We start from the raw sequence: 13,109 nt of genomic DNA, 5'->3' as shown, positions 1-13,109 counted from the left end.
AGGAGTGATCCGTACTGAAGACGAGGGAAGAAGCAGAGATGACAGACATAACGATCCGCAAAGCAGCTGGTAAATGGAGCGTTCGTTCCGGGGGCGCCGTTCTCGGAGAGAGCATGAATGCGCTGGAGCTGCTGGAAGGTGATCTGGATCCGGTAATCTATTTCCCTCGCGCCGATATCGGAATGGCATTTCTGGACCGTACAGAAAAGGTTACGCATTGCCCGCACAAAGGCGATGCGACGCATTTCTCAATCGTCAATAAATCATCCGTGACCGAAAACGCAGCGTGGAGCTATGAGGACCCGGTCGCCGCAATGGCCGAGATCAAGGGTTATGTCGCGTTTTACCGCGTCGATTCCGTTAAGATCGAACAGATTTAAATCCCTCAGATGGCCTCTCTGACCCGCTCGGTCGCGGCCATGTCGTGACGCACACGCCCATAGGCCTGTGCCATGGATGTCAGAGTATGCGGCGGGCAGCCAATTTCTGCGAGGCAAGAGGCATCGATCACACGCACGCGCCGCTGAAAGGCCTGTTCAACTACCTGATCTACAGGTTCATCGCCCGGTCCAAAGGTCAGGTTGTGATAGTGGAACCCCTGCCCTGGCGCAGTAACGCCCAGATTGTGTCGCACGCGATGCGAGCCCAGCCAGTGCAATAGAAACTGTAGCCCCTCGTCCTGCCCCGGGTCCGGTACATGCGTCGCCTTGATCTGACCAAGCTCAGGTTGCAGACGAAACTGTACATATGTCTTGGGCGTCCAGATCCGAACGGGTTGCACGAAATCAATGAAACGTCCCATGCGCCAGCCGCGCAGACGCGGACCCAGGCCCAGGGTTGTCGTAACAAGGCTTACCGGGGCTTGCGACACGGCATAGACAGACGCAAAAAGGCTGCATCGACCATCCTGTTTCCGCTTGAGTGTCAGCGCATTGAAATTTCCACGATTCGTGTAGTTCCTCGGGGATCCCAACGCGCGCGCCAGCCTCAGACAGTTGATCGTATAAGGCGCGTGGTCCAAAAAGCCGATCTGAGTGATTTGCGGCAGGCTTCGCGCAAGCAATGTGGCCGTGCCTAGGACGCCTGCAGCCAGGAACACCTGGCGGGCCTGAATGCGTGTCCCATCCGCCAGTTCCAAGCTTACACAATTCTGGTCATTTTCGATCCGTTGCACACGGCCCGCACGGACTTCGACATTTGGCATTTCGCTTAGACGGTTTCCTACGGCCCGCGCCATTGCACCCAAGCCGATATCCGGGGCGTCTTTTGTTCCTGTCAAAAGGCGTGGCACACTTTTTTCCAACCCATCGCCCAGTTGCTCGCGCCGGATGCCGCCTATGACCTGCAGGTCACTTTGCACGGTCTCGCAGGCGGCGGTGTAATCTGCCCAGCTTTCAAGATATCGCCCCTGACCCCAGGGATCATCGTTATCGTAGACCTGCAATTGTTTGCCCCAAAAATTGGCAAGCCCACCCACTTCGGCGGCGACGAACAGCGGCGGGGCATCCCCGGATACATCGGTCCGTTCGGTCATAAAGGCCGGCTGCTGACGTTCGTACGCGACAGACACAATCTTGGCCGGGCCGTCCTCACATGGTTCAGATCCCGCGCCTGTAATCACCACCACCGAACCTGAAACCGCTCGCATTGCAGTCAAAGCGGCGTAGCCAGCGGGGCCCGCGCCTATCAACGCAACATCAAATACTCGCATAGTGTGGACCTTTGCCCGGCGCCCACCGTTGTATTGACCTGATGGTCGCCAAACCGTGGCTGAAACAGCCTCGTGGGGGCATTGCAGAAAAACTGGTAAAAAATTGGACGTCCTGAGATACTTGTTTGCCTGACCCGTCCCGATCAGCAAACCACCTGCCTCCCAATTTGGCGAGGTAAGAACCTCCTTGTTCGGACAACAACCCGCCCATCCGGTTATTTCCGTGCGAGACCCTCACACCAGGTCTCCGAGCCGGATACCTGAAGGAGGGGTTTTGAAACATAGCCGTTGAGACACGTGATGCGTGTAGGCTGCATAAATCCGGGAGTGCAAATCAAGATGCAGAAATAGCATTTTCAAAGTACTCCCGTTCGCGCGAGTTTCAGTTCAAAAATAAGTCAATGCAGTTATGTCGTTCAAGATCTTGAAATTTCTTGGCTCCCGACACTCGCTTTGGGAGTAAATTTCCTTTGGTCGCGTAGGGATATCGCTGCAATCGTCACAAATATTAACGATTTTTTGGCCTTTTGATCAAGAAATTCGGAAAAAAAGTGAAAATTTTAGATGTATTTGGGATGCAGCTTACCAGCAAAAACCCGCCAAGACATGCAGCCAGAAGGGTTTCGCCAGCAGTTCAACCCGGGCCACACCCCCAAAAACATCGGGTTCACGATCTAATCACGGGGCTGTTGCATGCATGTGAGGCATCAAGAGTGCACAATGCCACCAAACACCGCCCAGAGGATGCCATGTCACTTACTCGTCGCAGTTTCGCAGGATCATTGGGGACCGTGCTCTTGTTGCCTGGCGCATTGTCCGCGCAACAAGACCCCGTGCTGGATGCCGTGCGTTCCACCTTGTTCGGAAGCAACGCGGAGTTTGAGCAAGGCATGGCCTTTCTCGTGCAACGCGGCAACCCGGATGTGGTGCCTGCTTTGCTGACCGGTATGCGATACGCCAGACGTCGCAGCAGCGACATCGTGAAGGTCATGCAGACCCTGACTGGTGAGAGTATTGGTCAAGACTGGTTTGACTGGATGTTGTGGCAGGAAAAGAATCCGCAAATCGTGCCGCACCCCTCGCTCATCCCGTTCAAACGCGAGGTTCTCCTGGGGGTAGATACGAATTTTGATGTCTTCCTGAAGCCAAAGTACTTGCAGCGCGACAAGATGAAGATCCGGCTTGAAGAGATCGCTTGGGGTGGTGTGAACAAGGACGGTATCCCATCGCTGGACAATCCGGCGCTGATCCCTGCCGCGCGCGCAGATTACCTTAAGGACGATGACCTGGTCTTTGGCGTTTCGATCAACGGGGACGAACGAGCCTACCCGCTGCGGATCATGGGCTGGCATGAAATGTTCAATGAGGTGATTGGCGGGGTTCCGGTTGCCTTGGCCTACTGCACACTGTGTGGTTCAGGCATTCTGTTTGAAACGCAAGTGCCGGATCGCAGCAAACCGCTTATCTTCGGCTCATCCGGGTTTCTGTACAGATCCAATAAACTGATGTTCGATCGTCAAACGCATTCCCTGTGGAACCAATACACCGGCAAGCCTGTTGTTGGCGCGCTTGTTGGCAACGGTATCGAATTGAAACAACGCCCGGTGGTCATCACCACTTGGCAAAGCTGGAAAACATCTCACCCCAAGACGAAGGTCCTTTCAATGAACACCGGTCACCGGCGGAATTATGGGTCGGGTGTCGTGTATCGGGAGTATTTCGCTTCATCCGAATTGATGTTCCCGGCGCTGGTCGATCAGTCCAGCCACAGGCAGAAAGACTATGTTTTCGCCATCCGTCAATTTGGTGCGGCGCGAGCATGGCCCCTGGATGCGTTCGGCAGAAGCCGGGTAATCAATGACGCCATCGCCAACCGGCCGCTGGTGCTTATCGGAAACGACGAAAAGCGCGCAGTGCGGGCTTATGAACGCGCATCCCACAAGTTCGCTGCGTCTGGCAGCGATTTGGTGGATGAAACGGGTCAGAAGTGGACCATGACCGAAGAGGCGCTGGTTGGAGCAGGAGGCGCGGAATTGCCCCGGGTCGCAGGCCATATTTCGTACTGGTTTGCTTGGGACAACTACCTTGGCGATACCGCTACAGTGTATAAACGCTAAGAGTGCTCTTCAGCCGCAGTGGCAGCCAAGGCGCGATTATACGCTTTCAGTGCATCGACGTGGTAAAGCGCTCCGACCGGGTTTTCACTGCCGTCCTCTTCGACAATCACCACCGGAATACAGGGGATGTCATCCCTGTCGAAATAAGGCATCGCGGCCTCTAGCGTGGCGCTAGCTTGAACACATAGCCCTTGTTCGATCAATTCGACCGCCTGTTCTTTCGTGATCGAGCGCGAATCGCCCAAGGGGCGCATGACCGCCCCGGTTCGCAGCATCGCCAGCAGATAGGCTTGCGGCCCTGCGGCCAGATGCACGTTACGACGTTCCAGCTGGGTCAAGAAGAAGGACCGATCCACAAGACGCGAGGCCAGCGCTGTCGACATCGACACCGAAACCATCACAGCCAGGCCGATCTGCCAGTCTCCGGTCAGTTCAAAGACAATCATCGTGGTCGAAATCGGTGCGCCCAGAACCGCGGCAGCAACGGCCCCCATTCCGGCAAAGGCATAGAGCGTATGGGTGCCAGAAACATCAGGCAGCAGCCCGGTTGCGATCAGGCCGAAGGCCAGTCCGGTCAACGCCCCAATCATCAGCGATGGGGAAAACACCCCGCCGCCCATACGTCCGCCCATGGTGATCGCTACGGCAACCGTCTTGATTACCGCAAACAGGATGGCAAAACTCAGGGTCAGGTCACCTGCCAAAGCGCGGATCGTGGTTTCATACCCGACGCCGATGATGTGCGGGAACCAGATCGCCAGCAGCCCCAACATCGCGCCTGAAACAGCTGGGCGCAGCCAGCCAGGCAAGGCAAGCCGGTTCTGGATATGGTTGCCGATATCTTCGGCAAAAAAGATCGACCGCATGAGCAGAAGCGAAACCAGCCCGCAGATTAGGCCAAGTAGCAGGAAGGCGGGCAATTCCACGTAGAATTGCAGGGAACCGGGTGTATCCAGAACAAACTCGGTCACGTCGCCATATTCCAGCCGGTTGATTACTGTCCCAGCAACCGAAGCGATCACGATGGGCGCAAACGCATGCACTGCAAAGTGGCGCAGTACGACCTCAAGCGCGAAAAGTGCACCTGCGATCGGTGAGTTAAAGCTGGCCGAAACGGCTGCGGCAACGGCGCACCCCAACAGATCGCGCCCGGTGATGCCATCGGCATGGATGCGGTTGCTGACCCAGGTTGAGATCACGCCAGCCATGTGCACGACCGGCCCCTCTCGGCCCGTGGACCCGCCTGTACTGAGCGTGACGAGCGAGGCAAAGAACGACGCGATACCCGCCTTGCTTTCCACGCGACCATCGGTCACCGCAGCCCCTTCGATGACGTCAGCGACGGATCGCACGCGTCCGTCGTCGGTGAACTTGTTCAGGATCACGCCCACGATTAGCCCGCCGATGATGGGAATGATCAGGATCAGAAACCAAGGCAGCTTTTCCGCATGGCTGTGCAGCAGCAAAATGTCATCCGTATCATAGACATAAGCCTGCAGCGACCGGATGGCCTTGCGGAACCCCAATGCCATGAAACCTGCCGCAATCCCGATCGCCAGCGCAATGAACCAGAACTGAATTTGGCTGGGCCCACGCCGCCGCATCACCCGCCAAGCGTCCTTGATCGCGGCCAAAGCCTGATTGAGCTGGTTGCGCAGAACAGTGCGGGTTGATTGGGTCATTGGCCCTCGGGGATCACGTCTTTCCCCTTAGTAAGCCACGGAGCGCCCTTATAAAAGTGGGATCGCGACGGATTGAACACGCGAAAGCGGCAGAATTGCCTCAGGCCTGCAAAAGGGCTCGGGCGGCAGCGCGCGCCTCGTCCGTGATCGTGTCGCCTGCGACCATACGGGCAATTTCATCCACGCGGTCGGGTTCGGCCAGCGGAACAACGGTAGAAAGGGTCTGCCCGTCGGTGACGTGTTTTTGCACCCGCCAGTGATGCGCCGCGCGGGCCGCCACCTGCGGTGAGTGCGTCACAACCAGCACCTGCCCGCCCTGCGCCAGCGCCGCCAGACGCCGCCCGACCGCATCGGCAGTTGCACCACCAACGCCCCGGTCTATCTCATCAAAAATCATCGTGCGCGCGCTGTCATTCCCGGTCAGGCAGACCTTGAGCGCCAGAAGAAACCGACTGAGTTCGCCGCCCGAGGCGATTTTGTTCAGCGGACCAGAAGGTGCGCCGGGGTTAGTGGCAACTGTGAAAGCTACTGCGTCAATTCCATCGGGACCGGGATCCGCGGCTGTAATTTCGGTTTGGAACACAGCGCGCTCCATCTTCAACGGGGCGAGTTCGGTCATCACGGCGGCATCCAGCTGACCGGCTGCCTTCTGTCGCACAGCACTTAGCTTGGCCGCTGCGCCGTTATATGCGGTCTGAGCGGCGTCCACCGCTGCCCGCTGATCGGCCAGATCCGCGTCGCCAGCGTCAAGCCGGTTCAAACGGTCACGCAAAATTTCGGCAAAGGTACCCAGTTCATCAGGTACAACATCATGTTTACGAGCCAGTGCGCGGATGGCGAACAGGCGTTCTTCGGCCTGTTCCAATTCCGCCGGATTGAAATCCAATTTCTGCAGACAAGCCTCGACACCGTCCTGCGCCTCACCCAATTCGATCAGGGCGCGCCCCAGGGCCGCGATTGGTGCCTCCAATTGGCCGCCGGCATTGTTCGAGACGCCTTCGAGCCAACGCACAGCGTCCGCCATTGCGCTTTCAGCCCCGTCCCCGCCTAGCAGAGAGAAAGCCCGAGCGACATCATCCCGGATACGCTCAGCTCCTTGCATCATGCGACGGCGGGCATCGAGCTCGGCGTCCTCGCCGGGTTGCGGGTCCAGCTGATCAAGCTCGGATACCGAATGCCTAAGAAATTCCTCTTCCGCGCGCATCGCCGCAAGGGTGGATTCCGTTTGAGCAAGAGCTTTGCGCGCACGTGACATCTCGGACCAAGAGGACCGCACCGTTGCAAGGTGGCCATCGACTCCGGCGTAATCATCCAGCATTGCCCGGTGACCGCGCGGGTTCAACAGGCCGCGATCATCGTGTTGACCATGCAGTTCGATCAGGGTCTCGGACAATGCGCGCAGCACCTCGCCCGAACAACGGCGATCATTGACCCACGCGGTCTTGCGCCCCTCGGCAGTATTCACCCGCCGCAGGATCAGTTCCTCTCCGCCCGGCAGGCCCGCCTCGGCCAGAATTGTATGTGCAGGATGGTCTTCGTTTAATTCGAACTCGGCCACGACTTCACCCTGGGCGGCACCCTGACGGACCAGTTCAGCCCGGCCACGCCAGCCCAGAACAAACCCCAGCGAATCCAGAAGAATCGACTTGCCCGCACCGGTTTCACCAGTCAACGCATTCAGGCCCGGCTGAAACGTCAGTTCCAGCCGGTCGATGATCAGCATGTCACGGATATCGAGGGCGCGCAGCATCGGGTCTTAGCGTCCCACCCCATTGGCCATGGCGATTACAACCACTCACCTTTGACGGTCTGACGGTAGATCGTGCTGAGCCAGTTGTTGCCACGGCTCTTGAGATCCAACCCGCGTGACGTCAGCAACGAATAGCCCGCATCGTACCATTCGGACGATTGATAGTTGTACCCAAGAATGGCCCCTGCCGACTGTGCCTCATCCGCAAGACCCAGTGCCAGATAGGCTTCAATCAAGCGGTACAGAGCTTCGGCGGTATGAGATGTGGTCTGGAAATCTTCAACCACCACACGGAACCGGTTGATGGCTGCGGTATAATGGTCCTGGCGCAGATAATAGCGTCCAATTTCCATCTCTTTGCCAGCCAGATGGTCAAATGCCAGATCGAATTTCAACACCGCAGAGGTCGCGTATTCGCTATCCGGATAGACCTCGATCACTGTGCGCAGCGATTGCAACGCCTGAAAAGTCAGGCCCTGATCGCGCCCGACCTCGTCAATCTGGTCATAATAGCTGAGCGCCAGAAGATATTGGGCATAAGCCGCATCTTCGTCCGTCGGGTAAAAGTCGATGTACCGTTGTGCGGCGCCTCGGCTCTCTTCGTAGTTTTTGTCCGAGTGGTATGAGAACGCCTGCATGATCAGCGCGCGCTTGGCCCAATCGGAATACGGATACAGACGTTCAACTTCTGAAAAATACCACGCCGCATCGTCCGAACGATTCTGCGACAGCTCATATTCGCCGCGCGTGAAAATCTGTTCAGGAGTGAACCCTTCCAGGTTCTGATTGCGGTCTGCGCCTTTTCCAGCGCACGCCGTCAAAACTGCTGTCAGAAGAATCGCGCCTGCGAACCTGACTGCCGCTTTGCTGCCAACCATTCCGCCTATCCTTGTCGTATTACTTGACGGGGTTAAGCCCCGATTTAGGCCAAGGTCTAGCACATAAAATTCCGGTGCAAAACGTCTTATGCGCCCCTTCGCGGAATTGTCGACAGAGTTGATCCAATCAGGCGACTTCGGGGATTTCGTCCCGGACCAGGCCCTGCCCCGGAAGGCGGGCTGCCTGTTCGGGCGTACACAGGATCGGACGGACGGCACCCGGTGTTTCGAACAGCTTGCGCAGCAGAGTATTGGTCATTGCATGGCCGGATTTGTCACCGGTAAAGTGACCAAAGATCGGACCGCCTGCCAAATACAGGTCACCAAGGGCGTCCAGCATCTTGTGACGCACTGCCTCATCCGCGTGGCGGAAACCACCCGGGGTAAGGACTTCATCACCCTGGACAACGACGGCATTTTCCAGCGTACCGCCCAAAGCCAGCCCGTTTTCGCGCATCGCCTCAACATCAGTACGGCGACAGAACGTCCGGCAGTCACACAGCTCACGTGCGAACGAGCCGTTGCGCATATCCAGTGTCTTGGTCTGGCTGCCGATGGCACCGTCTTCGAAGTCGATATGGAAATCGATGATCAGACCATTTGCAGGCGCAATCGATGCGCTGGCACCTTCGCGCACAGCGGTCACCGGCTTAAGAACCTCATAGGCCAGAACCGGGCTGGCTTGGCGACGCACGCCCTTCGCCATGATACCGCGAACGAAATCAATCGAAGACCCATCCATGATCGGAACTTCGGGACCATCAATCTCGATCAGTGCGTTATGTATTCCGCAACCGGCCAGCGCGGCCATGATGTGCTCAACCGTAGACACAGACACACCTGCGTCGTTGATCAGGCGGGTGCACAGCGGGGTGCGCTCGACCACGTCATAGATCGCAGGGACAAGGGCATTGCCCAGCTCAATATCCGTCCGTTTGAACCAGATGCCGTGACCGGCGGCCGCCGGTTTCAGGACCATCGTCGCAGGCTTACCGCTATGTAGTCCGACGCCTGTAAACGTGACCGGAGATTTGAGCGTATGTTGCAAGGTGAACCTCGAAGAGTGGTGTCCGGCCTCGGTTGGCCGTGTTGGACACTCAGTTAAGGAAGGCGGCGTCAAGGCTCAACTCACTCTTTGCAACCGAATGAAACATGTATGTGACAGATCGGCAAATCCCTGCTTACACCCCATTAAGCATCTGTAAAACAAAAGAAAAGGGCCGCCATTTGGCGACCCTCTGCATTCATTTTGTTACCGCGATCAGTTGGCCTGGCGCCGCAAAAAGGCGGGAATTTCGATCCGGTCCTGTTCGGGATCGATCTCATCCCTTGCAGGTGCCGTAGCGTCAGATTGGCGCATAACGGGCTGCTGGCGCGGTGGTTGCGCCGGAGTATCTGCCGCGTGACCGGTCATCCGATCGATCAATCGGTTAAAGCCAAACCGGGGACGATCATGCGCTTCTTCCTGCGGCGCAGGGGTCGGCTGTGGGGTCGCAGGGCGAGCCATCGAAGGGCTCCGCTCGGACGGCGGAACGTTCTGGACTGCGGCCTGCAAGCGCTGCAGCGCCTCGGGCGACGGTGTTCCCGCTGCCGGTTGAGGCTGCGGCGCGACATAGTTTTCGGACGCAGGCTCAACCGGTTCGGGGGTCGGCTCGAATTCGGCAACGCGCGGCTGATAGGCCGGCGGAGGCAAACCATCATCATCCTGCCGGGCACGCGACTGGAACTGCGGCTGGGCAGGCTCTTCCGGCGCTTCAAACAGCGAGGGTTCGCGGATCATATCTTGCTGCGGCGCTTTCTCAGCGACTTCCGCAGCAACCGGGACCTCTTCCTGCACCGACTCTTCTGCCGAAACGGTGCGGGTCAGCGGTGCCGACATAGAGCGGCGCGCGACAGGGACATCTTCCTGCTTTTCACTGGCATCGATACCGGTCGCGACAACCGATACGCGCATGCCGCCTTCCATCACGGTATCCAGTGTCGAACCAACGATGATGTTCGCCTCGGGATCCACTTCTTCGCGGATGCGGTTGGCGGCTTCGTCCAGTTCGAACAGGGTCAGGTCGTGCGAGCCGGTGATGTTGATCAGAACGCCCTTGGCACCCTTGAGGCTGATTTCGTCCAGCAGCGGGTTGGCGATCGCCTTCTCGGCGGCCTGAACCGCGCGATCTTCGCCGGTGGCCTCGCCGGTTCCCATCATCGCTTTGCCCATCTCATCCATCACGGCGCGAACATCTGCAAAGTCGAGGTTGATCAGGCCCGGACGGACCATCAGATCGGTCACGCCTTTGACGCCCTGATAGAGAACATCGTCCGCCATCGAGAACGCCTCGGTAAAGGTGGTCTTTTCGTTGGCCAGACGGAACAGGTTCTGGTTCGGGATGATGATCAGAGTGTCGACGACCTTTTGCAGCATCTCAACGCCGTCTTCGGCCTGACGCATCCGCTTGGCACCCTCAAACTGGAAGGGCTTGGTCACAACACCAACAGTCAGAACACCCAATTCCCGTGCAGCTTGCGCGATGATCGGGGCCGCGCCTGTACCGGTGCCACCGCCCATTCCGGCGGTGATAAAGCACATATGCGCCCCAGCCAGATGATCAACAATCTGTTCAATGCTTTCTTCGGCTGCTGCCGCACCCACAGTCGGACGGGCCCCTGCCCCCAGACCTTCGGTGACTTTCACGCCCAGTTGAACCCGTGCCGAGGACTGGCTTTGTTGCAGTGCCTGTGCATCGGTGTTGGCGACCACAAAATCGACGCCGTCCAGCTGTTTCTCAATCATATTGTTGACAGCGTTGCCGCCTGCACCACCAACGCCAAATACTGTGATCCGAGGCTTCAGTTCGTCGTGCCCGGGCATCGAAAGATTCAATGTCATGCTCTGTCCGCCTGTTTTTTTGTTCCCGCCAAAGCGGTGTTTTTCTTACCTATCCACTAACAATCCTACCGTTTGAAACGGCAAACGTCACGCCAAAAATCGCGCAATTCCACAAAATATGGAGGAAATAAGGCGCTAACCGGCAGTATTTCGCAAATACCGCCAGATGTTGCGCAAAGAACTCAATGTAGCACAAAACAGGCGATTTGCGCGCGGCACTCAACCGACGCATCACCAAAGGGACTCATAAACTGTCAAACTGCGGAAAACTGCTCAGGTCCTGCCGCGGGCCTCTGTCGGGCCTTGTGGATATCTTGCGGGATAAACGAGTCAGCTGCAACCCATTTCTTTAGCTGATCGGGGCACTTGGACAATTCAAACCGTCCTCGGTGATGCTGCGCACCTCCTGGATTTCGCTGTCCGCAAAAGTGGCCAGTCGCACCATCAACTTGCCCTTATATTCGAAAGGCCACCAACACACCGCTGGCCCTTCGACTGCATCATCATAGAGAAAACAGATTTGCCCGTTCGGCGTGGTGATTTGTCCGTATACGCACCCTCTTCCCTCACGGCGCCAAACCGAAACGGTGGAGCTGAGAAATTCTTCGGTGCCAACAAGGTCGCCGCTGCGAAAGTCATGAAAGTCGACGGTTTTGCCAAGAACCGCATCCAGAAATGCCTCAGGGGTGATCCGGGTTTGCGCCTGAGCGGTCAGCGGTGTCAGGGCCAGCAGCGCTGCGACCCCTAGCTTACCAATTGTCACGGAACCAACGCACGGCCCGCTTGAACGGGCGCGCGGCATAGGTGTCGACAGGGATTTCAAAGTCCCACCATTCGTCCTGTGGGTGCGCTGCAAACAGGCTAAGCCCCACTGCGGAGGAGAACCCCGGCCCGGTCGCCGATTGCGGTAGACCATGCACACGCAGCGGCCGGCCAAGGCGAACGCGCTGCCCAAGGATGCGGGTGGCCAGTCCGTCCAGTCCCATGATCTGGCTGCCGCCGCCGGTCAGGACGATCTGCTGGCTCGGCATGTGCTCGAACCCGGCGGCATCCAGACGAACACGCACCTCTTCAAGGATCTCTTCCACACGGGGACGCATAATCCCGATCAGTTCAGCACGGCTGACGGTGCGGCGATCATGTTCCCAGTCGCCAGTATCCCCACCGATGTCGATCAGGTCCCGATCATCCGCGCCAGTTGCGTGAACCCCGCCGTTAAAGGTTTTAATCCGCTCAGCCACCGAGGCCGGGATACCCAACCCCATCGAAATGTCCGAAGTTACGTGATCGCCACCCATGCGCACGCAATCGGCATAGATCATGTGCTTTTTCATAAAGATCGACACGCTGGTCGTGCCGCCACCCATGTCGATACAGGCCGCGCCGAGTTCCTGCTCATCCTCGACCAAGGCGGAAACACCAGACACATAGGCCGAGTTTGCAATTCCGGCCAATTCCAGATCGCAGCGTTTGATGCAGCGCACGATGTTTTGGATCGCAGTTGCGTCGACCGTCAGCATGTGCATGTCGACGGCAAGGCTCTGCCCCATTTGGCCGCGCGGGTCGATCAGACCTGAGCGGTTGTCCAAAGCGAAGTTTACCGGTTGGGCATGCAAAACCTCGCGCCCCGCCCCGTAATCCGGCACGTCACAGGCGTTCAGTACTCGGCCAACCTCGGCCTCTGTCACGACCTGACCCTCAAGATCGACCTGCGCGTCCAACCCGTAAGAGCGCGGGTTCGCACCCGAGAAGCTGGCAATCACATGATCGACCCGGATATCGGCCATCTTTTGCGCCGCCTGCAGGGCGGTTCGGATCGCCCGTTCGGTTTCTTGCATGGCGGTGACTTCGCCAAATTGAACGCCCCGCGACCGTGTGGTCGCAGCACCAATCACCCGGAACCCGGTCTGCCCGGCCATCGACCCGATGGTGTTGTCCTCGGTCAGGCGGCCGGTCCCGTCAAAGCGCAATACAAGACAGGCAATCTTGGAACTGCCAACATCTAGAATGGCGACAACACCGCGTTGCATGGCTTGTCTGCGCATCTGCCGCATGGCGCGCTGGGACTGATAAAGATCGGTCATCATGGT

At 58.0% G+C, this 13,109-nt stretch carries 10 protein-coding genes; 2 read left to right on the top strand and 8 right to left on the bottom strand.

From position 1 onward, the window contains the following. Positions 1–38 precede the first annotated feature (38 nt). Positions 39–380, top strand: a complete 342-nt coding sequence (locus AC2FD9_RS06540; protein WP_496835970.1) for a DUF427 domain-containing protein — start codon at positions 39–41, stop codon at positions 378–380. Between the two features lie 5 nt (positions 381–385). Here AC2FD9_RS06540 and AC2FD9_RS06535 read toward each other — a convergent pair whose 3' ends face one another. Beyond that, positions 386–1,711: a hypothetical protein gene (locus AC2FD9_RS06535; RefSeq protein WP_496835968.1), complete on the bottom strand. Its 1,326-nt coding sequence runs from the start codon at positions 1,709–1,711 to the stop codon at positions 386–388. 749 nt (positions 1,712–2,460) lie between these two features. On the opposite strand from AC2FD9_RS06535, the gene AC2FD9_RS06530 reads away from it, so the two are divergent. Then, complete coding sequence (locus AC2FD9_RS06530) at positions 2,461–3,828, top strand: DUF3179 domain-containing protein (RefSeq protein WP_496760804.1); 1,368 nt, start codon at positions 2,461–2,463, stop codon at positions 3,826–3,828. Here the strand turns inward: AC2FD9_RS06530 and AC2FD9_RS06525 are convergent. The 7 genes from AC2FD9_RS06525 to ftsA form a co-directional block, all read right to left on the bottom strand. Then, on the bottom strand, positions 3,825–5,510 hold the full coding sequence (locus AC2FD9_RS06525; RefSeq protein WP_282119140.1) for a chloride channel protein: 1,686 nt from the start codon (positions 5,508–5,510) through the stop codon (positions 3,825–3,827). The two genes, AC2FD9_RS06530 and AC2FD9_RS06525, sit on opposite strands and share 4 nt — an antisense overlap. A 100-nt stretch (positions 5,511–5,610) precedes the next feature. After that, positions 5,611–7,260 (bottom strand): DNA repair protein RecN, encoded by a 1,650-nt coding sequence (gene recN, locus AC2FD9_RS06520; RefSeq protein WP_496835966.1) that lies wholly within the window; start codon positions 7,258–7,260, stop codon positions 5,611–5,613. Between the two features lie 35 nt (positions 7,261–7,295). Continuing rightward, on the bottom strand, positions 7,296–8,138 hold the full coding sequence (locus AC2FD9_RS06515) for an outer membrane protein assembly factor BamD (RefSeq protein ID WP_058279586.1): 843 nt from the start codon (positions 8,136–8,138) through the stop codon (positions 7,296–7,298). A gap of 127 nt (positions 8,139–8,265) precedes the next feature. Continuing rightward, positions 8,266–9,186 carry a UDP-3-O-acyl-N-acetylglucosamine deacetylase gene (gene lpxC / locus AC2FD9_RS06510; protein ID WP_113789279.1) on the bottom strand — a complete coding sequence of 307 codons (921 nt, stop codon included), beginning with the start codon at positions 9,184–9,186 and terminating at the stop codon, positions 8,266–8,268. A 213-nt stretch (positions 9,187–9,399) separates the two neighbouring features. Then, complete coding sequence (gene ftsZ, locus AC2FD9_RS06505; RefSeq protein ID WP_472723269.1) at positions 9,400–11,019, bottom strand: cell division protein FtsZ; 1,620 nt, start codon at positions 11,017–11,019, stop codon at positions 9,400–9,402. A gap of 349 nt (positions 11,020–11,368) precedes the next feature. Then, entirely contained in the window at positions 11,369–11,782 is a 414-nt protein-coding gene (locus AC2FD9_RS06500; RefSeq protein ID WP_058274341.1) for a hypothetical protein, read from the bottom strand. Continuing rightward, positions 11,769–13,103 carry a cell division protein FtsA gene (gene ftsA / locus AC2FD9_RS06495; protein ID WP_282151894.1) on the bottom strand — a complete coding sequence of 445 codons (1,335 nt, stop codon included), beginning with the start codon at positions 13,101–13,103 and terminating at the stop codon, positions 11,769–11,771. The genes AC2FD9_RS06500 and ftsA overlap by 14 nt, the downstream gene beginning before the upstream one ends. Positions 13,104–13,109: the final 6 nt, after the last annotated feature.

This window comes from Ruegeria sp. YTSC230, assembly GCF_059609665.1.
This window is presented reverse-complemented; position numbering and strand designations above follow the sequence as displayed.